Origin of the sequence: Saccharothrix xinjiangensis (assembly GCF_039527585.1) — a bacterium.
GTDB classification, from domain to species: domain Bacteria; phylum Actinomycetota; class Actinomycetes; order Mycobacteriales; family Pseudonocardiaceae; genus Actinosynnema; species Actinosynnema xinjiangensis.
The window spans coordinates 148056-171275 of sequence record NZ_BAAAKE010000019.1; the positions used below are offsets into that span (position 1 = coordinate 148056).

Genomic DNA, 23220 nt, shown 5'->3' on the forward strand with positions numbered 1-23220 from the left:
ACGACCGATGGCGGCAGGGGCGCTACGGCACTCGGACCAGGGCGAACACGGTGCGCTGACCGGTGTCGCACGGTGCGTCAGAGGCCGTAGGCCTCCAGCAGCCTCAGCCACACCTCGCTGATCGTCGGGTAGGCGGGCACGGCGTGCCACAGCCGGTCGACGGTGACCTCGCCGACCACCGCGATGGTGGCCGCGTGGAGCAGCTCGGCCACGTCCGGGCCGACGAACGTGACGCCGACCAGGGTCCGCGTGCGCTCGTCGACCACCATGCGCGCCTTGCCGCGGTAGCCGTCGGCGTGCAGGGACGACCCGGCGACCGCGATGTCCAGGTCCACCACGCGGACATCCAGGCCGGCCTCGCGGGCCTCCGCCGCGGTGCGGCCGACCGACGCCACCTCCGGGTCGGTGAACACGACCTGCGGCACGGCGGTGTGGTCCGCCGTGGACACCGGCGCGGTCCACGGCTCGGGGTCCACCGCGCCGGTGACGATGGCCGTGCCGACCGCGCGGGCCTGGTACTTGCCCTGGTGCGTGAGCAGCGCGCGACCGGTGACGTCGCCCGCCGCGTACAGCCAGTCCACCCCGGACACCCGGCCGGTGTCGTCGACGGGCAGCGGCGCGCCCGCCTCGAAGCCGTACCGCTCCACGCCGAGGTCGGCGGTCGCCGGCGCCCGGCCCGTGGCCACCAGCAGGTGCGCGCCCTCCACCGACGAGCCGTCCGAGAGCGCGAGCGAGATCCCGGCGTCCGCTGTGGACGCACCGGTGGCCCTGACCCCGGTGACGACGCGGACGCCGTCCTCGCGCAGGCCCTCGGCCACCAGGTCGCCCGCGAAGTCCTCGGCCTTGGGCAGCGGGCGCTCGCCGGACACGACCAGCGTGACCCGCGAGCCCAGCCGCGCCCACGCCTGCGCCATCTCGACGCCGACCACGCCGCCGCCCAGGACCACCAGGGAGGCGGGCGCCTCCTGCGCCGAGGTCGCCTCGCGGGAGGTCCAGTACGGCACGTCCGCCAGGCCGGGCAGTGACGGGATCCGCGGCACGCTGCCCGTGCACACGACCACCGCCCGCGACGCGGTGAGCACGCGACCGCCCACGTCGACCTGCCGCTCCCCCGCCAGCCGGCCGCGACCGCGCACGACGGTCAGCCCCGCGCCCTCGGCCCACCCCACCTGGCCGGAGTCGTCCCAGTCGGAGGTGAAGCCGTTGCGCCTCTTCAGGACCGCCGCCACGTCGAGGCGGTCGCCGACGGGCACGCCCGGCAGGCGTCGAGCGGCGGCGAGCGCGTGACCCGGGCGCAGCAGGGCCTTGCTCGGCATGCACGCCCAGTACGAGCACTCGCCGCCGACCCGCTCGAACTCCACCAACGCGGTCCGCAGACCACCCGCGGCGGTCCGGGCGGCGGCGTTCTCCCCCACCGGTCCGCCGCCGATCACGATCACGTCGAAGTCGTCGCCCACCGGTCCACCCCACACCACCCGGACCGACCCGGCAAGTCACGCGGGGTCGAACACCCCCGACAGCATCTCCAGGATCACGTCGTCGGCGGTGCGCAGCACCACCGGCCGCTCCTCCTCGTCCACCCTCTCGGCCAGCTTGAACATCGCGTCGGCGGTCTGCGCGGCCATCCGGAACGTCAGGGTGACCGGAGCGCCGCCCCGCACCTCGAAGCGGCGGACGAACAGGTCGCGGAGCCGTTCGGCCATCAGCTCGTACTGGTCGACCGACGAGTCGAGGCGGTGCCCGTCGAGCAGGTCGCTGAACCGCACCCGGCCGAAACCCGGCAGGTCGGACAGCATCTTCAGGTAGACCGCGACGACCTGCTGGACGGCTTCGCGCCAGTCCTCGGCGAGGCGGTCCTCGGTGAACAGGGTTTCCACCCGACCGAGGTACTCCTCCATCCCGCGCAGCGCCAACGCGTGCACGACAGATCGCTTGTCCGAGAAGTATTGGTAGAACGATCCAATTGGCACGCCTGCGAGCTCGACGATCCGGGCGGTGGTGATGTCGTCGTAGTCGTACTCGTTGAGCAGCGTCGCGCAGGCATCGACAATGGCGGTCACCGTGGCGGCACCGCGCTGCTGAACGGGCTGACGCCGCATCACCTTGGCTAAGCGGTTTTCAGCGGGATTTTCATGCACGCACTCATCTTGATGGATACGGACCAGTAAGCCCAAACAGACGATTCCAGAATGTGATGTGAGGTTCGCTCGGTTGCGCCGTCGGGATTGTTGGCGTGCAAAACTATTCCCGCCGAAAACGCCCTGACCACCAAAAACCCGCCGGCGGTCACCGGACGGCCCGCTGGGCGGGCACCGGATTCGCCCCCTCGGCGGGCGGCGGCCGTTCGGCCGACCGGGCGCGGGCGATCGGGGCCGGGGCGGGTCGGGGCGGTCGGGTGAGGTAGGGGCCGACCAATCGGGCGAGCGCCAGGCCGGGCGCCAGCAGCGGCACGACGGCCGACAGCGCGGCCGCCGTCGCGCCCGCGCGGACCACGTCCTTGGGGATGACCGCGACCCGGTCCACCACGAACGCCCGCCGCCCGGTGAGCGACACCAGCCCCATGACGGCGAGGAAGACCGCGAACACCGCCAGCGCCCACTTGACCGCGACGTACCCCACGTCCTCGGCCGCCGCCATCACCGCCAGCCAGCCGCACAGGGCCGACGACTGCCTGCCGGGGCTCGTCATCGCCCACAGCAGGCCGCCGGCCACCGCCAGGAACCCGGTGCGGCCGACCGCCCACGCGCCGGCGGCGTCGAGCCAGCCGGTCGGCAGGCCGGCCCAGCGCGCCGGCAGCACGTCCAGCGGGCCGGGCGCGCCGAACACCTGCCCCACCACCCAGGCCAGGGACCACGCGGAGACGACGACCGCGAACGCGAGCTGCCACCTCGACCGGTCCACCACGAGGCGGCAGAGCCTGGCCACTTCCCGGCGATGTTCCCTCACACCGGTCACCCTGCCGGGGCGGTTCGCCCCCGCCGTCCGGTTTCACCCGGCTGCCCGGGAGCGCCGCTCGACTGGTGGTCCGGCGCCGCCGCGGTCCTCACGTGGCGTGGTGGGCGGGCGCCGCCCGGGATGACGAAGGGGCATTCCGGGCGGCGCGCCGGTCGGGGGACGACGAGGCCGCGCCGTTTGGTGGATGGGCCGGCTTTCGCACGGCGGGCGGGTGGCTCCGGCGCGGTGTGCAGGACCGGCTCTCTCGCGGGGCGCGGGGCGGCGGGCGGACAAGGGTGAAGGCGGCAGCGGGCAGGGGTGGCCGGCGGGGATGGCTGCGAGGCGGGAGCAGTGACCGGTCAGGGGTGGCCGGCAGGAGTGGCGCCGGGGCAGCGGCCGGGCAGCGGTGCCGACAGGAGTGGCCGCCGGGCAGGACAGCGGGCGGGGGTCGCACCCGGCGTCGGAGGGTCGGCACCCGGTGTCCGGGCGTGCGGCCGAACGGGCGCGGCGGGCCGACCGTTGACGAAGTCTTGGCGGTACCGCGCGCGGGCGCGTGTAGTAGATTGGACGTTCTGCGCAGCAGGGAAGGGCGCAGGGCGCAAACAACCGTCAGCCGCAATGCCACGCAGGCTGATAATCCACGCTATCCAGAAAAGAGGCACGTTGTCAAGCCCCTCCGATGACCTCCGGCTCGCGGAAACCGAGGCGGAGCAGGAATACGTGTCGATGCTGTACGGCAGGCTGGACGCCCTCCGCGAGCAGAGCTCGAAGCGCCTGGCAGGCGCACTCCGGCAAACCGGGGGCACGCACCAGATGCGCTCCGAGCGGGACACTTCGGTGGCCATGTACTCCGACCAGCTGGCCCAGTACAGCGCCGTGGAGAACGGGCTGTGCTTCGGTCGACTGGACTTCCACACCGACGACCGGTTCTACATCGGCCGGATCGGCCTGTTCGACGAGGACAAGGAGTACGAACCGCTGCTGATGGACTGGCGCGCGCCCGCCGCCCGCCCGTTCTACCTGGCCACCGCCGCCGCGCCGGACGGCGTGCGCAGGCGCCGCCACCTGCGGACCAAGCAGCGCAAGGTCGTCGGCCTCGACGACGAGGTGCTCGACATCAACTCGGTGGACCTCACCCGGTCCTCGGAGGGCCTGACCGGCGAGGCGACCCTGCTGGCCGCGGTCAACGCGAGCCGCACCGGGCAGATGGGCGACATCGTCGCCACCATCCAGGCCGAGCAGGACCGGATCATCCGCACCGAGCTGAACGGCGTGGTCGTCGTGCAGGGCGGTCCGGGCACCGGCAAGACGGCGGTGGCCCTGCACCGCGCCGCCTACCTGCTCTACACGCACCGGCGGCAGCTGGCCAAGCGCGGCGTGCTGGTCGTCGGGCCCAACGCGACGTTCCTGCGGTACATCGGCCAGGTGCTGCCGTCGCTGGGCGAGACGGGCGTGCTGCTGTCGACCGTCGGCGAGCTGTTCCCCGGCCTGACCGCGGTGGGCCGCGAGCCCGCCGGCGCCGCGGCGCTCAAGGGCCGCATCGAGATGGCGGACGTGGTGGCGCGGGCGATCAAGGACCGGCAGGAGGCGCCGAACCTGGTCGAGGTCCCGTTCGACCAGGACGTGCTGCGGCTGGACCGGCGGGCCATCAGCGACGCCCGCGGTCGCGCCCGGCGCACCCGGCGGCCGCACAACGAGGCGCGGCGCGCGTTCCAGCGGGAGATCATCTCGACGCTGGCCGCGCAGGCGGTGTCCAGGCTGGGGCGGCACCTGCTGGACCAGGCCGACATCGATGACATCCGGCGCGAGCTGCGCGAGGAGCCGGCGGTGCAGGCGGTCGTCGAGCGGCTGTGGCCGACGTTGACCCCGCAGCGGCTGCTGGAGGACCTGTACGCGTCGCCGAAGCTGATCGCGAAGGCCACGCCCAAGCTCTCGCCGGCCGAGCGCGAGCTGCTGCACCGGCCGCGCGGCGCGGAGTGGACGCCGGCCGACGTGCCGCTGCTCGACGAGGCGGCCGAGCTGCTGGGCGAGGACGACACCGAGGCGAAGGCGAAGGCGGAGCGCCGGCGGCGGCAGGCGATCGACTACGCGCAGGGCGTGCTGGACATCCTCGACCTGGAGGACGACGCCGACCCGGACATCCTCATGGCGAACGACCTGGTCGACGCCTACCGGCTGGCCGAGCGGCACGGCGCCGAGCGCTACGAGACCGCGGCCGAGCGCGCCGCGGCGGACCGGACGTGGACGTTCGGGCACGTCATCGTGGACGAGGCGCAGGAGCTGTCGGCGATGGCGTGGCGGACGCTGATGCGGCGCTGCCCGTCGAAGTCGATGACCGTGGTCGGCGACATCGCGCAGACCGGAGACATCGCGGGCGCGTCGTCGTGGGAGCAGGTGCTCTCGCCGTACGTGCTGGACCGGTGGAAGCTCACCGAGCTGACCGTCAACTACCGGACGCCGTCGGAGATCATGGCCGTGGCGGCGGACGTGCTGGCCTCGGTCGACCCGGCGCTGAAGCCGCCGACCTCGGTGCGCGACAGCGGTTTCCCGCCGTGGGCGCTGGAGGTGGGCTCGGTGGCCGAGGCCCTGCCGGCGCTGGTGGGCGAGGAGGTCGCGGCCGTCGGCGACGGCAAGGTGGCGGTGATCGTGCCGGCGGCGTCGGTGGCGGAGCTGCGGTCGGTCGTGACGGGCGCGTCGGACGACCTGGACGCGCAGGTGGTCGTGCTGGGGGTGGTCGACGCGAAGGGCCTGGAGTTCGACTCGGTGCTGGTGGTGGAGCCGGCGGACATCCTGGCCGAGTCGCCGCGCGGGGCGAGCGACCTGTACGTGGCGCTGACCCGGGCCACGCAGCGACTGGGCGTCGTGCACGCGGGTGAACTGCCGGCGGTGCTGGAGGGGCTGGCTACCGTGTGACCGGTGACCGGCATCGAGGCAGCGGCGGGCCGCACGGCGGCCAAGGCGGGCGGCAAGCTCCTGGGGGCGGCGCACCGGCACCTGCGCAGGAAGAAGGTGCGCCGCGACAGCCGTGCGCTGGTCGCCCGCGAGGTGGCGGACCGGTTCCTGGGGTCGCTGGGCGGTGAGCGGGCCGAGCGCTTCCTGCGCTACCTGGGGTCGCCGGACTTCGAGGAGGTCGCGCTCCAGCTCACCCTGTGGCGGCTGCTGCGCGACCAGGAGGCCGGGGAGATCGAGCCGACCCTGCGGGAGGAGATCCGGCTCGGCCTGCGCCACGCGGTGGGGCTCGACCCCGAGCAGCTGACGGTCGGCGCGGACGTCGTGCTGGCCTCGCTGGTCGTGGCCGTGGAGGAGGAGTGCCGCGGCCTGGGGGCGGGCGCGGTCGACGAGGTGACCGCGGCGGGGGTCGCGCACCTGGCCGCCGCGGCGGCGGCCAACACCGAACTGCTCCGCCGCGTCGAGTCACCGGCCGCTTTTCACTCGTTCGGGGAGCGGTTGCGGAAGCAGGTGGCCGAGGACCACGCGGTGATCCGGATGCCCCACCTGGGCCTGCACCGGTCGGTGCCCTACTCGCAGCTGTACGTGCAGCCGTCGCTGGACGGGGTGGCGGACCTCGTCGCGCCCGGCCGCCGCACGGTGGTGCTGGGCGATCCGGGCGCGGGGAAGTCCACCCTGGCGGCGAAGCTGGCGCACGACATCGCCGTCGCCGAGGACGGCCGCGTGCCGTTCCTGCTGGTGCTGCGCAACTTCACCACGTCGTTCCGCCGCGGCGGGAAGGGCCTGGCGTGGTACCTGGGGAAGGGCTGCCAGGAGCCGTACAACATCACGCCGCCCGAGGACGCCGTGGAGTACCTGCTGGGCAACGGTCGGGCGGTCGTCATCCTCGACGGCGTCGACGAGCTGATGGAGCCGGAGCTGCGGCAGCGGTTCGCGCGGCTCGTCGAGTCCTTCACCCGCCTGTACCCGCTGGTGCCGGTGGTCGTGACGGCCCGCAAGATCGGGTACGGCGACGCGCCGCTCGACTCCGGGCTGTTCACCACCGGGGTCATCTCGCCGTTCGACGAGGAGCGGGTCGGGCGGTACGCCCGGAACTGGTTCGCGCTGAGCGAGAGCGTCCCCGAGCGGGAGCGACCGGCGTTGGCGGAGGCGTTCCTGCTCGAGAGCGGGACCATCGGCGAGTTGCGCAGCAACCCGCTGCTGCTGGCGCTGCTGTGCAACATGTTCGCTTACGAGCACTACATCCCGGGCAACCTGGCGCAGGTCTACGAGAAGTGCGCCCTGATGCTGTTCGAGCAGTGGGACCGCTCGCGCGGCATCCACGACCCGCTGCGGTTCCAGGGGCGGTTGCGCAGCGCGATCGGCTACCTGGCCTGGCAGCAGTTCACCGCGCCCGGGTCCAATACCGGGTGGCCACACGGGCGCGTGGTCCGGATGCTCGGCGACTTCCTCCAACGCACCAAGGGCCACTTACCCGGTGAAGCGGAGGAGGAGGCGGAGCGGTTCGTGGAGTTCTGCTCGGGACGTCCGTGGGTGCTGACCGATATCGGCGGCGGCCGGGAGGAGCCGAGGTACGGGTTCGCTCACCGGACGTTCATGGAGTTCTTCGCCGCCGAGCACCTCGTGCGGACCAGGTCGACACCGGAAGCGCTGTGGGAGGTGTTGAAGCCGTACCAGAACGAGGCGATGTCGGACGTCGTCAGACAACTGGCCCTACAGCAGTTCGACCGCAACCACGAGGACGGGGCCAGCGCAGTGCTACGCCTCGCCGCCGAGGGTGACGGGCACGCGCTTCATATGGCCGGCCAAGCGCTCCACTACCTGACGCCCACCCCTGCCGTGCTGCGCCTGTTGGGTGACCGGTTGGCGCGGAACGCGGCTTCGCAACCGGCGGAGGAGCAGTTCCGCTATTGGCGCACCGACGAACATCGCGAACGGGCGGTGTTGCGGGACGTTCCCCTGCAACTGGCTTGGCGAGGTCTTCCCACTAACCGACAGGCTCTCCATGAAGCGGCCACGGCCTTCCTCCGACGCCTGATCCGGCAAGGTGACGACGCCGCACACCTCGCCTGGCTCCGCCTTGGGCTGGACCGCTCGGAGGTCGCCGACTGGGTGAACTCCAACGCCTTGGCCATCTTTGCGTGCCCCGACCTCGACCTGGGGACCGTGATCGACCGCTTCGGCCTTGAGGTGCTCTACCTGACCGACGGGGTCAACCCCAAGCTGCTCAACAACGGCGATCTGGCGTCAGCCCTCGACGCCCGAACCCTGATCGAAGCCGAACTGCCCTGGGTGACCGGGAAGTGGTGGGCCGAACTTCCGACTGACGTGCCGGACCTGTGGTTCGGGACAGACGACGCGGACCTCCTGCACTTGATCAACCTGCCGCTCCTGGAGTCCTTCGAACGCCACCCGGAGCGCTTCGGTCGGATCGCCGACGTGTTCATGGACCTGGTACAGGCCCGGTCGGACAGCTGGAGCGGGAAGGAGGTGCCGGAGTTCCTACGGCGGAGGGGCGTGTCCGATGAGGTGGTCGACTTCATCGACCGCTGGATGTGGCGCGAGTTCGACGTCATCGGCTGAGCCAGTACCCGAACCCCGCCGCCGCGACCCCCGCGACCAGGCTCACCGCGACGTTGGCCACCGCCCGCCCCACCCGGCCCCCCTCCACCAGCTCCACGGTCTCCCAGCTGAACGTGCTGAACGTCGTCAGCCCGCCGCAGAACCCGGTGCCGACCAGCGCCACCACCGCCGGCGACGCCCCGGCCACCACGCCCAGCACGAACGACCCCGCCACGTTCACCAGCAACGTCGCCCAGGGGAACGCCCGCCGCACCAGCCGACCGGCCAGGTGCCTCAGCACCGCGCCGACCGCCGCGCCCAGGAACACCAACCCCACCGTCACGGCACGACCCGCCTGGTCGCACCCGCCGCGGCGGCGGTCGCCGACAGTCCCAGCAGGACGGACAGCGCCAGGTACGCCACCGCGCGCCAGTCCCCCAGCTCCACCGCGCCCAGCGCGCAAGCCGAGAACGTCGTGAAGCCGCCCAGCACCCCCACGCCGAGGAACGGCCGGGCCAGCGGGTGCAGCCGGGGCGCCAGCACCACCAGCACCCCGATCAGCGCGCAGCCCACCACGTTGACCAGGAGGGTCCCCGCCAACCCCGGCACGAGCGACCCGACCCCGTACCGGGCGGCGCCGCCCAGGCCACCTCCCAGGGCCACGGCGGCGACCACGCGGGACTCAGTTGTCACGCAGGTGGTCCACCAGGCGGTCCAGGGCGGCCAGGGCGCGCACCACGTCGGCGCGCTCGCCCGGTTCCAGCTTGTCCAGCGCGGAGCCGATGCGCTTCTCGTGCGCGGCCTGCCACACGGCCAGCTGCTCGTGCCCCTGGGGCGTGACCGACAGGCGCGCGACGCGGCGGTCGGCCGGGTCGCCGCCGCGCTCGACGAGGCCGCTGTCGATCAGCTGGCCGACCAGGCCGCTGACGGTGTTGGGCGCGAGGCGGAGTTCCGCCGCGAGGTCGCCCACGCGCATCGGCGGCCGCTCGGCGAGCGTCTGGAGCAGCTCGACCCGGGCCATCGGCAGGGCGTCCCACGGCCAGTCGCTGCGGATGCTGGTGCGCAACGCCCGGCGGAGCCTGGTGACCACGTCGGTGAGCGTGCGGGCCTCGTCTGACATGGGCGAAGGGTACTGGTCGGCAGCCCTCCGGCGGGTGGTCGCGGCACCCTCGGCACCTCGGTGCCCGACATGTGGGACGCCTTGCGCGACGGCACGTTTCCAAGACACTGACTGTGAGCTGCGACACTTTGGTGTCCACACCGACGGGTAGCTTGTACGCCGATCGGGGTCAAGCAGCTTCACCCCCTGCCGCCATCCGGACCCGTGTCAGTAATCTCGCCCCGCGGGGGCGAGGCGGACGGGTGAGGTGCGGTGGCGGAACGGCAGGACTGGGTGCCCGACGAGGTCGACACGGGGCTGCCCAGCGCCGCCCGGCTCTACGACTACCTGCTGGGCGGCGGCCACAACTTCGCCGCGGACCGGGCGCTGGCCGCGAAGTTCATCCAGGTCCAGCCCAACGCCCGCACGATCGCCCGCCTCAACCGGTCCTTCCTCAGGCGCGCGGTGCTGCACCTGGTCGACGCCGGCGTGCGCCAGTTCCTGGACCTGGGGTCCGGCATCCCCACCGTCGGCAACGTGCACGAGATCGCCGGCAGGGCCGCGCCCGGGTCGCGCGTGGTGTACGTGGACTTCGAGGACGTCGCGGTCGCGCACAGCCGGATGATGCTGGAGCACGACGACACGGCCACGATCCTCCAGGAGGACATGACCGACCCCGACGCGGTGCTGTCCGCCGCCCGCCGCACCGGCCTGCTGGACTTCGCCGAACCGATCGGGGTGCTGGCCGTGGGCGTGTTCCACTTCGTGCCGCCGGAACGGGACCCGGCCGCCGTGGTCGCCGCCTACCGCGACGCGGTGGCGCCCGGCAGCCACCTGGTGCTGTCCCAGTTCACCTCGGACCTCCAGCCCGAGGAGATGGCCGGGGTCGTCGAGGTGATGAAGAGCAGCGCGAACCCGATGTACCCGCGCACGCGCGCCGAGATCACCGGGCTGTTCGCGGGCTTCGACCTGGTCGAGCCCGGGGTGGTGCCGCTGCCGCTGTGGCGACCGGAGGAGGGCGCCGCCGAGGAGGACGCCGAGCGGGCCGGGATCTTCGCCGGGGTCGGCCGCAGGGGGTGAGCGCCCGTGTCGCCACCCGGTAGGTCACGGCGGGAACTGGCCCGCGCGTGGATGCGCGCGATCTACCCGACCGCGTACGTGCCGCTGTCCCCGGCCGAGATCGAGCTGTACCTGCTCGACCTGGTGGACGTGGTCGCGGACGCGGTGCGGGCCGAGCCGTTCACGGCCGAACCGGTCGCCGTCGTCGGCAGCCGGCTGGTCGAGGCGCGCTTCACCGGGCCGGACACGCTGCGGCGGACCGTGGAGGTGCTCGGGCCCGCCCTGCTGTCCGGCCCGGAGCCGGCCGGCGCGCCGGGCCTGGCGGAGCGGGCGGTCGCGATCCTGGGCGCGGTGGGCTCCGACTTCGCCACCGCGATGCGGCTGGACGCGTTCGACCAGCAGGAGGAGGTCAAGCAGGCGCTGCTGGCCGCCAAGCGCCGGGCGGAGCGCGGGCTGCGGGTCAGCGAGGCGCGGTTCCGCGAGGTGTTCGACGCCGCCGGGTTCGGCGTGGTGATCGCCGACCCGGGCGGCACGTGCGTCGAGGTCAACGAGGCGCTGGCCGAGATGGTCGACCGGAACCGGGCCTGGTTCGCCGGGCGGCGGTTGGTCGAGCTGTTCCACCCCGGTGACGCGGAGGCGCTGGCCGCCGCGTACCGGGCCGTCGGCGAGGGCCGGGTGGAGCGGTTCCGGGAGCGGCGGCGGCTGCTGCGCGCGGACGGCGAACCGGTGTGGGCGCACCTGGCGGTGTCGCTGCTGCGCGACGACGACGGCGCGCCCGCCTACCAGGTGACCATGGCCGAGGACGTCAGCGAGCTGCACCTGCTCCAGAAGAACCTGAGCTTCCAGCTGCTGCACGACTCGCTCACCGGCCTGGCGAACCGGCAGCTGTTCATCAGCAGGCTGGAGGCGCTGCACTCGCGCGGCGAGGTCACCCTCTACCACCTGGACCTGGACGGCTTCTCGCTGGTCAACAACGGCCTCGGCCACGAGGTCGGCGACCGGCTGCTCAAGGAGGTGGCCCGCCGGTTGGAGGTGGCGTTCGCCGGCGAGGAGACCCTGGTCGCGCGGATGGGCGGCGACGAGTTCGCCGTCGCGGTCGTCGACTCGCCGGCCGTGCCCACCCTGGTCGAGCGGATCAACGAGGCGCTGGAGCGGCCGATGGACGGCGGCGTGGCGCTGTCGTGCGGCATCGGCGTGGTGGACCGGCCCGCCGCCGGCTGGGACGTGGCCGAGCTGCTGCGCGCCGCGAACGCCACGCTGCGCCGCGCCAAGGCGGCGGGCAAGCGGCAGTGGCTGCCCTACGACCCGCACGAGGACCGCCGGTCGCGGGTGCGGTCGGCGCGGGCGGCGCGGATGCCCGGCGCGCTGGCGGACGGCGAGCTGGAGGTCGAGTACCAGCCGGTGGTGGAGCTCGCGACCGGGCGGACGCTCGGGCACGTGGCGCGGCTGCGGTGGGACGAGCTGGGCCACGACGAGTGCCTGGAGCCGGCCGAGGCCAACGGGCTGGCGCTGGCGCTCGGCCAGTGGGCGCTGCGCGAGGCGGCGGGCGAGGTGGCCGGCGTGCTGTTCTTCGAGCTGTCGGCCATGCAGTCGCGCGACGAGGACCTGGTCCGCGCGGTGAAGCGGACCCTGGACGAGACCGGCCTGCCCGCGTCGCGGCTGCGGATCTTCCTGGACACCAGGTCGATGTTCACCGAGACGGGTCAGGACAACGCGCGGGTGCTGCGCGACAGCGGCATCGCCACCGGCCTGAGCCGCTTCAACGGCGGGCAGGCCGAGCTGTCGCTGCTGGCCGAGCTGCCGGTGGGCGCGCTGGTGCTCGACCCGTCGGTGGTGGGCAGGCTGGCGGACGGGCCGGAGGGCTTCCTGCACGACGCGATCACCGGCATGGTCGGCCTGGTGCGGCGGTCCGGCACGGCCGTGCTCGTGCCGGACGTGCACGACCGGGAGCGGGCCGAGTGGTGGGCTCGGGTCGAGGTGGACGCCGCGTTCGGCGACCACTTCGGACCCGCCGTGCCTGGCTACGAGCTCTAGTACCGTCCGGTTCCGTGGCGAACCTGGAGCAGATCTCCCTCGGCGTCGAGGACTGCGAGCGCGCGGGCGCGTTCTGGGCGGCGGCCCTCGGCTACGTCCGGCGCCCGCCGCGCTTCGACGGCGACGACTGGATCGTGGTCGAGCCGCCGCCCGGCGCGCGGGGCGCGGCGATCGCCATGGACCTCAGCGAGAGCCGGGTCGAGGAGCTGCCGCGCGTGCACCTCGACCTGGACGCGGGCGAGTCCGACCTGGACGACGAGGTGGACCGGCTGGTGGCGCTGGGCGCGCGGCGGGTGGACTGGCCGCACTACCCGGCGGAGCCCGACCCGGGGCAGCTGCCTTACGTGGTGCTCGCCGACACCGAGGGCAACCGGTTCTGCGTGAGCGGCCGGCGGCGGGCAGGCCCCTTCTTCGGGTAGCCGGGCCGGCGACGGGCCCCGGCGGCGACGAACGCCGCCGGGGAGCGGCGCACGCACCTGCTACACCTGCTTCACCGCGGCCAGCAGCTTGGTCAGCGAGTCCTTCGCGTCGCCGAACAGCAGCGTCGTCTTCGGGTTGTACAGCAGGCTGTTGTCCACCCCCGCGAAGCCCGGCCGCATCGACCGCTTCATGAACACCACGGCCTTGGCCCGGTCCACGTCGAAGATGGGCATGCCGTAGATCGGGCTGCTCGGCTCGTCCCGCGCGCCCGGGTTGACCACGTCGTTCGCCCCCACCACGAGCACCACGTCGACGCTGCCGATGCCGGGGTTGACGTCGTCCAGCTCCTTCAGGCGCTCGTAGGGCACGTCGGCCTCGGCGAGCAGGACGTTCATGTGGCCCGGCATCCGGCCCGCGACGGGGTGGATGCCGTACCTGACGTCGATGCCGCGCTGCTCCAGCAGCTGGGCCAGCTCCCGCGCGGCGTGCTGGCCCTGCGCCACGGCCAGGCCGTAACCGGGCACGACCAGCACGGAGTGGGCGTAGCCGAGCAGGATCGCGACGTCCTCGACGGTGCCGGAGCGGACGGTGCGCTGCTCGTCGGCGCCCGCGGCGGTGGCGGTGGCCTTGAAGGCGCCGAACAGGATGTTGGTCAGCGGGCGGCCCATGGCCTGCGCCATCAGCCTGGTCAGGATCGTGCCGGACGCGCCGACGAGCGTGCCCGAGACGATCAGCAGCGTGTTGGCCAGCACGTAGCCCGACGCGGCCACGGCCAGGCCGGTGAACGCGTTGAGCAGCGAGATCGCGATCGGCACGTCCGCGCCGCCGACCGGCAGCACGAACAGCACGCCCAGCGCGAGCCCGGCCAGCGCCAGCAGCACCAGCAGCGTGCCGCTGCCGGTGAGCACGACGCCCAGCGCCAGCAGCGCGCTCGCCGCGGCCGCCGCGATGCCGACCACGCGGCCGGCGGGCAGCAGCACGGGCCGCGTGGTCATGACCTCCTGGAGCTTGAGGAAGGTGACCGCGCTGCCGGAGAAGCTGACCGCGCCGATCAGCACGGTGAGCACGGTGGCGACCTGGAACAGCACCGAGCCCTCGTCGACCTCCAGGAACTCGGTCAGCGCCACCAGCGCCGCCGCCGCGCCGCCGACGCCGTTGAACAGCGCCACCATCTGCGGGATGGCGGTCATCTTCACCGACCGCGCCGCCGGGATGCCGACCGCGACGCCGGCGGCGATCGCGACCAGGATGAGCAGTTCGTTGTGGACCGCGCCGTGGACGAAGGCGGTGGCCACGGCCAGCACCATGCCCGCCGCGCCGACCAGGTTGCCCGCGCGGGCGTGCTTCGGCGTGCTCAGGCCCTTGAGCGCCAGCACGAAGCACAGGGCGGCGGCCAGGTAGGCGAGCTGGACCCAGGTGGGGCTCACCGCTTGTGCCCCTTGAACATCTCCAGCATCCGGTCGGTGACCACGAACCCGCCGACCACGTTGACGGTGGCCAGGAACACCGCGGCCAGGCCGAGGACGACCTCCAGGGCGTGCTCGGCGCGGCCGGTGATGAGGATCGCGCCGACCAGGATCACGCCGTGGATGGCGTTCGCGCCGGACATCAGCGGGGTGTGCAGGATGGTGGACACCTTCGACACGACCTCGAAGCCCACGAACACGGCGAGCACGAAGATCGTCAGCAGGTCGATCACGGCAGCTCCCTCCTCAGCTCGCCCCGGTGGGTCAGGCAGCAGCCGGCCAGCACCTCGTCGTCGAGGTCCGGCTCCACCCGGCCGTCCGCGGTCATCATCAGCAGGAGGTTGGCGACGTTGCGGGCGTAGAGGCGGCTGGCGTGCACCGGCATGGTGCTGGGCATGTTCCGGGCGCCGACGACGAGGACCTCGCCGATCCAGGTGTCCTCGCCCGGCTGCGACGCGGCGACGTTGCCGCCGGTCTCGGCCGCCAGGTCGACCACGACGGAGCCCGGTGCCATCGCCTTGAGCATGTCGGTGGTGACCAGCACCGGCGCGGTCCGGCCGGGCACGGCGGCGGTGGTGATGACGACGTCGGAGGCCGCGACGCGTTCGGCGATCAGCTCGCGCTGGCGCTCCAGGAACTCCTCGGACTGGGCCTGCGCGTAGACGCCGCCCTGGGTCTCCAGGCCCAGTTCGAGGAACTTCGCGCCGAGGCTGCGGACCTCCTCCTTGGCCGCGGCGCGCACGTCGTACGCCTCGACCACCGCGCCGAGGCGGCGCGCGGTGGCGATGGCCTGGAGGCCGGCCACGCCGGCGCCGAGGACGAGCACCTTGGCGGGCGGGACCGTGCCCGCGGCGGTGGTGAACATCGGCAGGAACTTCGGCAGGCGCCGGGTGGCCTCGATCACGGCGCGGTAGCCCGCGACCAGGGCCTGCGACGACAGGGCGTCGGCCGACTGCGCCCTGGTCACCCGGGGCAGCAGGTCGAGGCTGAAGGAGGTGACCCCGTTGGCCTTGAGGACTTCGACCAGCTCCGGCTCGGCGGCCGGCTGGAGGAAGCTGATCGTGATGTCGCCCTCCCGCAGGCGGGCGGCCTGCTCGGGGGTCGGCGGTTGGACGGAGACCAGGACCTCGCAACGCCCGGCGGGGTGGTCTGGGACGACGTTCGCACCGGCTGCGCGGTAGGCGGCGTCCGAGGCGTGGGCGTGGGCGCCCGCTCCGGCTTGCACGTCCACCGTGAGGCCGGCACCGACCAGCGTGGTCACCGTTTCCGGCAGACCGGCTACGCGGCGCTCGGCGGGCCGCGACTCCGCGGGTACACCCACTCTCACGGCGATCACCGTAGACCCGGCGAGGTGATCTACGCCACAGCTTCCCCTTCATTTCAACCGTATGTACGTCTTGCTGCGCCGAACGGTCAGTGGATGACGGGGCAGACGCCCCGCGTGCCGCTCGGGAAGAAGTTCGGCACCAGCTCGCGCTCGTCGTAGTAGCGGTGGAACACGCTGGTGATGCCGCTCGACATGGGCGGCACGATCCACGTCCAGTCGGCCGGGCACGACCGGCCCGCCGCCTCCTCCTTCTTCAGGTGCGTGAGGAACCGGTCGGACTCGGTGTGGTGGTCGGTGATGGTGACGCCGGCCAGCGCGAACGAGTGCAGCACCGCCCGGTTCAGCTCGACCAGGACCCGGTCCTTCCACAGCGTCTGGACGCTGGAGGTGTCCAACCCCATCCGCTTGCCCAGGTACGGCAGCAGGTCGTACCGGTCGGTGTCGGCGAAGTTCCGCGCGCCGATCTCGGTGCCCATGTACCAGCCGTTGAACGGCGCGGCCGGGTAGTCGACCCCGCCGATCCGCAGGCGCATGTCGCTGATCGCGGGCACGGCGTGCCAGCGCAGCCCCAGCTCGGCCAGCCACGGCAGCTCGGGGTGCCCGATCGGCACCTCCATCACGGCCTCGCCGGGCAGCTCGACCAGGCACGGCTCGGCGTCCTCGCGCTCCACGACCAGCGGCAGCACGTCGAACGGGCCCCGCCGCGCGGGCGGTCGCCAGCCCAGCTCCAGCGCCCTGCCGGTCAGCTCCAGGTTGCGCCGGTCGCCCAGCACGCCGCCGTCCGCGCCGAGGTAGCCCGCGTACCTGATCAGCTGCTCGTTGCGGATGCGCGGGCCCGGCCTGCCCGGCTCGTCGGGGGCGAACACGCTGATCACCGGGCGCACCTTGCCGCCGTTGCCGGCGAGCTTGAGGTGCTCGACGCACTCGTCGGCGACCTCCTTGGGGTCGCGCAGGTCCCGCAGGTCGCGGACCTTGAGGCTGCGCCAGTACAGGCGGCCGATGCAGCGGGCGCTGTTGCGCCACGCGACGCGCGCGCCGAACACCAGCTCGGCCGCCGTGTGGCGGTACGTGCCGGTGGCGGCGACCTCGGCGTGCACCTCGGCGAGGCGGTGCTCGACGGGGCCGAGCTCCGGGTGCTCGCCGTGGTGCAGGCGGACGAAGTCCTCCGCCTCGTCGAGGTCGACGGAGGGCGCGCGCAGGGGGATGGCTTCAGCCGGGCACGAGGGGACGGGGGCCATGGCGCGTCACCGTAGTTGCCCTTGCACGGACCGTGCACCGCAGCGCTCGGGTCCCCGGGGCGGCAACCCCGCGCGGTTGGTGTCACACCACGCGTGCTTGATCGCACGAAAGAGTGACGCATCCTGCGAAAACGAGTGAGACTTGATTGTTATACGGCCGCACTCCTTTGGTTACTTGTGATTTACATCACGGCTAATTTACCCCCTATTGGGTGACAGTTCGGGCGGTGTCCAACCGGTGAACCGGTTCATGCCGCGCAAACCCACCCCGGTGGGCACGGCGCGCATGGCCGCGTCCCGCGCCTTCACCACCAACGGGTGACGAACCCGGTGCCCGAACCGGCCGACCAGGCGGGAGGCCCGCGCGATGGCCCTCGTGCGCGGCCGGCGCAGCCGGTCGTACTCGGCCAGGGCGGTCGGCACGTCGTGGCGCGCGCACATCGCGGCCAGCACCACCCCGTCCTCGATCGCGGTGCACGCGCCCTGCCCCAGGTACGGCGTCATGGCGTGCGCGGCGTCGCCCAGCAGCGCCACCCGCCCGCGCGCGTAGGCCGGCAGCGGCGTGGCCAGCTCGTGGATGTCGTGCCGCAGCACGGTCGCCGGCGGTGTCGCGTCGAGCAGGGCGGTGATCGGGTCGTGCCACCCGGCGACCAGCCGCCGCACCTCGCCCAGCTCGTCGTCGGCGCGACCGCCCGCCGGCGCGGTGGTCGCCGCGTACCAGCACACCCGGCCGTCGCCCAGCGGCAGCACGCCGAACTCCGCGCCCGCGCCCAGCGTCTGCCCGATCTCCAGGTCGGGCGGGAACCGCGCCTCGGTCACGCTGCGCCACGCCGTCGTGCCCGCGTACACCGGTCCGGGGTGGTCGGGGAACAGCTCGCGCCGGAGGCCGCTGCGGATGCCGTCCGCCGCCACCACCAGGTCCGCGTCCACCTCGTCGACCGACCGCACCTCGACCCCGGTGACCAGGCACTCCGCCGGCAGCGCCGACCGCAGCACCCGGTGCAGGTCGGCCCGGTGCACGGCCACCACGCGGTCCGACCCGGCCTCGTCGACGCGCACCAGCGCCCGCCCCCTCGGGTCGCGGATCAACCCGGCCACGCGCGGGGTGCCGATCCCCCGCACCGCGTCGGCCAGCCCCAGCGCCCCCAGGGCGCGCAACGCGTTCGGCATCACGCCCACCCCCGCGCCGACCTCGCCGAACTCCGGAGCGCGCTCCAGCACGGCCACCTCCCACCCGACCGCGCGCAACGCCACCGCCGCAGCGACCCCACCGAGCCCGCCACCGACCACGACCGCCTTCATCGCCCACCCCTTCTACACCTGTAGATGCCAGTACTCTACAGCTGTAGAAGGAGGACGCACCGTGACGGACCGCATAGCGGCGCTGGCCGACGCCGCCATCCACCTCGTGGCGACCAGGGGGATGCGCGGCCTGACCCACCGCGCCGTGGACGCGCAGGCGGGCGTGCCGACCGGCTCGACGTCCGCGTACTTCCGCACCCGCAAGGCGCTGGTCGAGGGCGTGGTGCGACGGCTGGCCGAGCTGGACGCCGAGGAGGTGGAGGCGGCGGGCCTGGCCGCGCCGCGCGACCCCGAGCAGCTCGCCGAGGGCGCCGCGCGGATCCTGGACCGGTGGATGAGCGCCGCGAGGGAGCGCACCCTGGCCCGCTACGCCTGCCTGCTGGAGGCGACCCACCACCCCGAGCTGCGTGACGTGCTGAAGCACGGCGAGGTGTCGCGCGCCCAGGCGAAGGCGGTGCTCACCGCGTGGGGCGCGCCGGAACCCGAGCGGCAGAGCCGGGAGCTGGTGGCGTTCCTCGACGGGCTGCTGTTCGACCGGCTGGTCGGCGCGGGAGCCCTGCACGCGCCCGAGCCCGGCACGCCGGAGAGCCGGGCCGAGTTGGAGGTGGCGGTGCGCTCGGCGCTGCGGGCTGTGCTGGGCCGGTGAACGAGGGCTGCGCGGACGCAGTTATCCATCTCACCAGCACTTATCCATCCCGCGCACAGTTATCCATCCCGCACCGCTTTATCCATCACGCATCAGGTGCCCAGGGGCAGGCCCAGCACCACGCGCCCAGCGGCACACGCCCTGTCCGACCACCCTGCCTCGCCCAGCCCAGCCCAGCCCAGCCTTGCCCAGCCTTGCCCTGCCCTGCCCTGCCCTGCCCTGCCTTGCCCTGCCTTGCCCGCCTGGCTGCCCTGCCCGCCTGCCGCGCCTCGCCTTGCCTTGCCCGCCCGCCTCGTCTGCCCTGCCCCGCCCCCGCCGTGCTCCTGCCCCGCCTTGCCTGTCTCGCCTCTCCCGCCTGTCCGCCCTGCCCCGCTTCGCCGCAGTCATCCACCCCGCACCGCTTTATCCATCAAGCGCCACGGCCGGCGACCGCTCGGCGTTCCAGGGCACCTGGGCGGGGCTCGCGGACGACATCGAGTCCGCCCTCGGGTGACGCGCGGGGCCGGTGGAGCGCGTAGGCGGGGGTGGCGCGAAAACGCCACCCCCGCCTACGCGGACCGCTCCGAGCTGCCCAGCCGGGGGAACGGGTCGGTGGAGAACACCACCTCCACCGGCACCTCGAAGTACTGCGCGATGCGCAGCGCCAGGTACAGGCTCGGGCTGTACTCGCCGCGCTCCAGGTACCCCACCGTCTGGTAGTGGATGCCGAGCGCCTCGGAGAGCTGCCGGCGCGACACCCCGCGTTCCGCGCGCAGCATGGCGATCCGGTTGTAGACGCTCTCGCTCACACCACAGCCCTCCGGCTCACGAGCCCCTCTGCAACGCCGCCTGGCGGCGCTGCTCCATGTCCGTGCCCGATTCCCGGCGGGCCATCCGCCGCAGGATCGTAGGCGCAAGCAGGAACCCGACCACCGCCCACGTCGCCAGCACGAGCAGCATCAGCGGCAACCGCCACGTCCCGCCCGGCTCCGCGCCCGCCGCGGCGTCGGGCAGCAGCGCCCACCTCGTGCCGTGACCCACCCAGTACACGGGGAACACCTGCGCGAGCCCCTGGAGCCACCCCGGCATGGCGGTGATCGGGTAGAAGATGCCCGAGATCGCCGTGATCCCCATCATCGGCAGCATGGTGATGCCCATCGCGCTGCCGGGGCTCTTGGTGATCGACCCGGCGACCGCGCCCCACGGCAGCGTCGCGAGCATGCCGAGCGCCAGCACGCCCACCATGGCCAGGAGGCCGACGACGCCCGCGGCGGCGAACACGTCGACCAGGAACAGCGCCGGCACGACCACGACCACGAGGCTGAACACCGTGTCCAGCGACGTCTGCACGACCCGGCCCACCAGGTAGCCGACCATGCCGTTGGGCACGGCCTTGGCGCGCAGCAGCGTGCCGTCCTCGCGGTTCATCGACAACGAGCCCGCGGGTCCGACGAGGCCGCTGAAGGCCACCGACATGCCGATCATGCTGGGCAGGGTGAGCGAGGCGAGCGACATGCCCGTGCCCTCCACCTGCGAGTCCCGCTGGAACCACAGCACGGTCAGGACGGCGATCACGGTGAAGAGGTTGAAGCCCTGGTCGGAGCTGCGCAGGCTGTGCTTGAACTCGCGCCAACCCCGGTCCAGGCCCAGCCGGGCCCCGTACAGCGTGGCGTTCACAGCGCGGCCACCTCCTCCTTCTCCGCACGCCCGCCCTCGTGCTGCTGCACGAGGGCCATGTAGGTGTCCTCCAGGGTGCTGCGGCGCACCTCCAGCTCGGAGATGCCGTGCTCGTGCCGGCGGAACAGGTCGCGGACGAACGCGGTGGCGTCGTCGGTGGTGTGCACGTGCCGGCGGCCGTCGTGGGTCCAGATCACCTCGGACTTGCCCGCGACGTGGCGGGCGAGCTGGTCCGGGCTGCCGTCGGCGATGATGCGGCCGTTCGCGAGCACGAGGATGCGGTCCGCGAGCCGCTCCGCCTCGGCCAGGTCGTGCGTGGTGAGCAGGATCGTCATGCCCTCCAGGTCCGACAGCCGGTGCACCAGGTCGTGGAAGTCGCGGCGCGCGTGCGGGTCGAAGCCCGCGGTCGGCTCGTCGAGGAACAGCAGCTCGGGGCGGCCGACGATGCCGATCGCCACGTCCAGCCTGCGCCGCTGGCCGCCGGAGAGCTTGGCGATCTTCTTGTGCGCGTGCTCGACCAGGCCGACGGTCCTGATCAGCTCGTCGGTGTCGAACGGGCGCGGTCGGTCGGGCGTGCTGTAGGGCAGGTAGTAGCGGCCCAGGTGCTCCAGCAGCTCGCGGACGCGCCAGCGCGAGTGGTCGCGCCACGACTGGAGCACCACGCCCAGCTTGGCGCGCCACGCCTCGTCGCCCCTGCCCGGTTCCTCGCCCAGGACCCGGACGTGCCCGGCCGACGGCAGCCGGAAGCCCTCCAGGATCTCGATCGTGGTGGTCTTGCCGGCCCCGTTGGGCCCGAGCAGGGCCAGCACCTCGCCGGGCGCCGCGCTGAAGCCGACGCCGTGCAGCACGTCGGTCGCGCCGTAGCGCATCCGCAGGTCCCGCACCTCGATGACCAAGGCCCCTCACCTCCCCCTCATCAGAGTGATGCCCCGTTTTGTAGCACACCTGCTATCAGCCGTACTACAGACCTTCTCTTACGGCTTATTTACTTCACAGGTTCGTGAATTTTCTGTAGCTTGCGAAGGAGGTTCTTGAACGCACTGGGAGGTGTGCGGAATGACCGAAACCATGATCGACAAGCTGCCCTTCGAGCGATCCGACCCGTTCGACCCGCCCGCGGAGCTGGGGAGCCTCCGCGAGACCGCGCCGATCAGCAGGCTCCGGTTCCCGGACGGCCACGCGGGGTGGCTCGTCACGAGCTACGCCCTGGCCCGGGAGGTGCACGCGGACCGGCGGTTCAGCAGCCGCAGCGAGCTGCACCACATCATCCGGGAGGTCGGCGGCCAGGCCGTGCCGCAGCAGCCGCCCGCCCGGCCGGGCATGTTCATCGGGATGGACGCGCCCGACCACACCCGCTACCGCAAGCTGCTGACCGGCCAGTTCACCGTGCGGCGGATGAACCAGCTGATGCCGCGGATCGAGCAGATCGTGGCCGAGCACCTGGCGGAGCTGCGGGCGCAGGGCTCACCGGCGGACCTGGTGGAGAACTTCGCGCTGCCCGTGCCGTCGATGGTGATCTGCGAGCTGCTGGGGGTGCCCTACGAGGAGCGCGAGGGCTTCCAGCGCGACACGAGCGCGGCGCTGAGCCTGAACAAGTCGTTCGAGGAGATCAGGGCGGCGTTCGAGCGGGTGCAGGAGTTCGTCGCGGACCTGGCGCGGCGCAAGCGCGTCGAGCCGGGCGACGACATGATCAGCGGTCTGATCGCCACCGGCGAGCTGACCGACGAAGAGGTCGCCAACATGGGGATGCTCCTCCTCATCGCGGGGCACGAGACGACCGCGAACATGCTGGGCCTCGGCACGTTCCTGCTGCTGACCAGGCCCGACCAGCTCCAGCTGCTGCGCGACGACCCGGCGCTGGTGGACAACGCGGTCGAGGAGATGCTGAGGTACCTCACGATCATCCACTTCGGCACCACGCGCACGGCGGCGGAGGACGTGGAGATCGGCGGCGTGGTGGTCCGCGCGGGCGAGACGGTGTCGATCTCGGTGCCCGCCGCGAACCGCGACCCCGAGCGCTTCGAGCGGCCGGACGAGTTCGACGTCACGCGGTCCGCCTCGGGGCACCTGTCGTTCGGGCACGGGGTGCACCAGTGCCTCGGGCAGCAGTTGGCGAGGATCGAGATGAGGGCGGGCTACGCGGCCCTGTTCCGGGAGTTCCCGGACCTGCGGCTGGCGGTGCCCGCGTCGGAGGTGAGGATGCGCACGGACATGGGGATCTACGGGGTGCACGAGCTGCCGGTGGCGTTCTCGTGAGGGTCGAGGTCGACCAGGACCGGTGCGTGGGGGCGGGCATGTGCGCGCTGACCGACCCGGACGTGTTCGACCAGGACGAGGGCGACGGGACGGTGCTGCTGCTGGAGCCGTCGCCGACCGGCGCGCACGCGGAGGCGGCGCGCGAGGCCGAGCACCTGTGCCCGGCGGGCGCGATCAAGGTCGTCGACTGAGGTGTCCCACCGCCGGGGCCGTTCGCGGTCCCGGCGCCCCCCCCCCCCCCGGGGGGGGGGGGGGGGGGGGGCGCGGCGCCG

General features: G+C 73.0%; 22 protein-coding genes. 8 read left to right on the top strand and 14 right to left on the bottom strand.

Features of this window, described 5'->3' with window-relative positions; all coding sequences use genetic code 11:
- Positions 1 to 77: 77 nt before the first annotated feature.
- The 3 genes from ABD223_RS29880 to ABD223_RS29890 form a co-directional block, all read right to left on the bottom strand.
- On the bottom strand, positions 78 to 1439 hold the full coding sequence (locus tag ABD223_RS29880; protein ID WP_344039968.1) for a dihydrolipoyl dehydrogenase family protein: 1362 nt from the start codon (positions 1437 to 1439) through the stop codon (positions 78 to 80).
- A 54-nt stretch (positions 1440 to 1493) separates the two neighbouring features.
- Positions 1494 to 2060 (bottom strand): TetR/AcrR family transcriptional regulator, encoded by a 567-nt coding sequence (locus ABD223_RS29885; protein ID WP_344039930.1) that lies wholly within the window; start codon positions 2058 to 2060, stop codon positions 1494 to 1496.
- Between the two features lie 226 nt (positions 2061 to 2286).
- Positions 2287 to 2946 (bottom strand): hypothetical protein, encoded by a 660-nt coding sequence (locus ABD223_RS29890; protein ID WP_344039931.1) that lies wholly within the window; start codon positions 2944 to 2946, stop codon positions 2287 to 2289.
- A 651-nt stretch (positions 2947 to 3597) separates the two neighbouring features.
- Between ABD223_RS29890 and ABD223_RS29895 the strand changes: the two genes are divergently transcribed.
- Together ABD223_RS29895 and ABD223_RS29900 are read left to right on the top strand one after the other, a co-directional pair.
- Entirely contained in the window at positions 3598 to 5847 is a 2250-nt protein-coding gene (locus ABD223_RS29895; protein ID WP_344039932.1) for a HelD family protein, read from the top strand.
- 3 nt (positions 5848 to 5850) lie between these two features.
- Positions 5851 to 8466, top strand: a complete 2616-nt coding sequence (locus ABD223_RS29900) for an NACHT domain-containing protein (RefSeq protein ID WP_344039933.1) — start codon at positions 5851 to 5853, stop codon at positions 8464 to 8466.
- Here ABD223_RS29900 and crcB read toward each other — a convergent pair.
- Genes crcB through ABD223_RS29915 form a run of 3 tightly spaced genes read right to left on the bottom strand, consistent with a single transcriptional unit; the run spans position 8456 to position 9565 of the window.
- Positions 8456 to 8788 (bottom strand): fluoride efflux transporter CrcB, encoded by a 333-nt coding sequence (crcB, locus tag ABD223_RS29905; RefSeq protein ID WP_344039934.1) that lies wholly within the window; start codon positions 8786 to 8788, stop codon positions 8456 to 8458. The genes ABD223_RS29900 and crcB overlap by 11 nt on opposite strands.
- Positions 8785 to 9138 (bottom strand): fluoride efflux transporter FluC, encoded by a 354-nt coding sequence (locus tag ABD223_RS29910; RefSeq protein ID WP_344039935.1) that lies wholly within the window; start codon positions 9136 to 9138, stop codon positions 8785 to 8787. Before ABD223_RS29910 ends, crcB begins: the two co-directional genes overlap by 4 nt.
- On the bottom strand, positions 9128 to 9565 hold the full coding sequence (locus ABD223_RS29915) for a MarR family winged helix-turn-helix transcriptional regulator (RefSeq protein WP_344039936.1): 438 nt from the start codon (positions 9563 to 9565) through the stop codon (positions 9128 to 9130). The genes ABD223_RS29910 and ABD223_RS29915 overlap by 11 nt, the downstream gene beginning before the upstream one ends.
- Before the next feature lie 252 nt (positions 9566 to 9817).
- On the opposite strand from ABD223_RS29915, the gene ABD223_RS29920 reads away from it, so the two are divergent.
- From ABD223_RS29920 to ABD223_RS29930, 3 genes are read left to right on the top strand one after another with little or no spacing between them, the layout of a single operon-like run.
- On the top strand, positions 9818 to 10624 hold the full coding sequence (locus ABD223_RS29920) for an SAM-dependent methyltransferase (RefSeq protein WP_344039937.1): 807 nt from the start codon (positions 9818 to 9820) through the stop codon (positions 10622 to 10624).
- A 6-nt stretch (positions 10625 to 10630) separates the two neighbouring features.
- The gene (locus ABD223_RS29925; RefSeq protein WP_344039938.1) at positions 10631 to 12637 is read left to right on the top strand and encodes an EAL domain-containing protein; all 2007 of its coding nucleotides are present in this window, start codon (positions 10631 to 10633) and stop codon (positions 12635 to 12637) included.
- 14 nt (positions 12638 to 12651) lie between these two features.
- Positions 12652 to 13056 carry a VOC family protein gene (locus ABD223_RS29930; protein ID WP_344039939.1) on the top strand — a complete coding sequence of 135 codons (405 nt, stop codon included), beginning with the start codon at positions 12652 to 12654 and terminating at the stop codon, positions 13054 to 13056.
- 60 nt (positions 13057 to 13116) lie between these two features.
- On the opposite strand, the gene ABD223_RS29935 is transcribed toward ABD223_RS29930, so the two are convergent.
- The 5 genes from ABD223_RS29935 to ABD223_RS29955 form a co-directional block, all read right to left on the bottom strand.
- Positions 13117 to 14484 carry an NAD(P)(+) transhydrogenase (Re/Si-specific) subunit beta gene (locus tag ABD223_RS29935; protein ID WP_344039940.1) on the bottom strand — a complete coding sequence of 456 codons (1368 nt, stop codon included), beginning with the start codon at positions 14482 to 14484 and terminating at the stop codon, positions 13117 to 13119.
- A complete protein-coding gene (locus ABD223_RS29940; protein ID WP_344039941.1) occupies positions 14481 to 14756 on the bottom strand; it encodes an NAD(P) transhydrogenase subunit alpha part 2 in 276 nt (91 codons plus the stop codon). The genes ABD223_RS29935 and ABD223_RS29940 overlap by 4 nt, the downstream gene beginning before the upstream one ends.
- Entirely contained in the window at positions 14753 to 15850 is a 1098-nt protein-coding gene (locus ABD223_RS29945) for a Re/Si-specific NAD(P)(+) transhydrogenase subunit alpha (RefSeq protein WP_344039942.1), read from the bottom strand. Before ABD223_RS29945 ends, ABD223_RS29940 begins: the two co-directional genes overlap by 4 nt.
- Before the next feature lie 86 nt (positions 15851 to 15936).
- Positions 15937 to 17088: a nitric oxide synthase oxygenase gene (locus ABD223_RS29950; RefSeq protein ID WP_344039943.1), complete on the bottom strand. Its 1152-nt coding sequence runs from the start codon at positions 17086 to 17088 to the stop codon at positions 15937 to 15939.
- A 198-nt stretch (positions 17089 to 17286) separates the two neighbouring features.
- Positions 17287 to 18390: an FAD-dependent monooxygenase gene (locus ABD223_RS29955; protein ID WP_344039944.1), complete on the bottom strand. Its 1104-nt coding sequence runs from the start codon at positions 18388 to 18390 to the stop codon at positions 17287 to 17289.
- 61 nt (positions 18391 to 18451) lie between these two features.
- On the opposite strand from ABD223_RS29955, the gene ABD223_RS29960 reads away from it, so the two are divergent.
- Positions 18452 to 19036, top strand: coding sequence for a TetR/AcrR family transcriptional regulator (locus ABD223_RS29960; RefSeq protein WP_344039945.1), 585 nt, complete (start codon positions 18452 to 18454; stop codon positions 19034 to 19036).
- 548 nt (positions 19037 to 19584) lie between these two features.
- Here ABD223_RS29960 and ABD223_RS29965 read toward each other — a convergent pair.
- Genes ABD223_RS29965 through ABD223_RS29975 form a run of 3 tightly spaced genes read right to left on the bottom strand, consistent with a single transcriptional unit; the run spans position 19585 to position 21561 of the window.
- On the bottom strand, positions 19585 to 19824 hold the full coding sequence (locus tag ABD223_RS29965) for a helix-turn-helix transcriptional regulator (RefSeq protein WP_033437276.1): 240 nt from the start codon (positions 19822 to 19824) through the stop codon (positions 19585 to 19587).
- A 16-nt stretch (positions 19825 to 19840) separates the two neighbouring features.
- On the bottom strand, positions 19841 to 20692 hold the full coding sequence (locus ABD223_RS29970) for an ABC transporter permease (protein WP_344039946.1): 852 nt from the start codon (positions 20690 to 20692) through the stop codon (positions 19841 to 19843).
- Positions 20689 to 21561: an ABC transporter ATP-binding protein gene (locus ABD223_RS29975; protein WP_344039969.1), complete on the bottom strand. Its 873-nt coding sequence runs from the start codon at positions 21559 to 21561 to the stop codon at positions 20689 to 20691. The genes ABD223_RS29970 and ABD223_RS29975 overlap by 4 nt, the downstream gene beginning before the upstream one ends.
- Before the next feature lie 187 nt (positions 21562 to 21748).
- Here ABD223_RS29975 and ABD223_RS29980 point away from each other — a divergent pair, with 187 nt between their 5' ends.
- A complete protein-coding gene (locus ABD223_RS29980; RefSeq protein ID WP_344039948.1) occupies positions 21749 to 22948 on the top strand; it encodes a cytochrome P450 in 1200 nt (399 codons plus the stop codon).
- Complete coding sequence (locus ABD223_RS29985) at positions 22945 to 23139, top strand: ferredoxin (protein ID WP_344039949.1); 195 nt, start codon at positions 22945 to 22947, stop codon at positions 23137 to 23139. Before ABD223_RS29980 ends, ABD223_RS29985 begins: the two co-directional genes overlap by 4 nt.
- The last annotated feature ends 81 nt before the right edge of the window (positions 23140 to 23220 follow it).

Bases quoted from the DNA above. Each gene is read 5' to 3' on its own strand.
- ABD223_RS29955 (WP_344039944.1), bottom strand. From the start codon at position 18,390: ATGAAGGCGGTCGTGGTCGGTGGCGGGCTCGGTGGGGTCGCTGCGGCG.
- ABD223_RS29975 (WP_344039969.1), bottom strand. From the start codon at position 21,561: ATGCGCTACGGCGCGACCGACGTGCTGCACGGCGTCGGCTTCAGCGCG.
- ABD223_RS29980 (WP_344039948.1), top strand. From the start codon at position 21,749: ATGACCGAAACCATGATCGACAAGCTGCCCTTCGAGCGATCCGACCCG.
- ABD223_RS29950 (WP_344039943.1), bottom strand. From the start codon at position 17,088: ATGGCCCCCGTCCCCTCGTGCCCGGCTGAAGCCATCCCCCTGCGCGCG.
- ABD223_RS29915 (WP_344039936.1), bottom strand. From the start codon at position 9,565: ATGTCAGACGAGGCCCGCACGCTCACCGACGTGGTCACCAGGCTCCGC.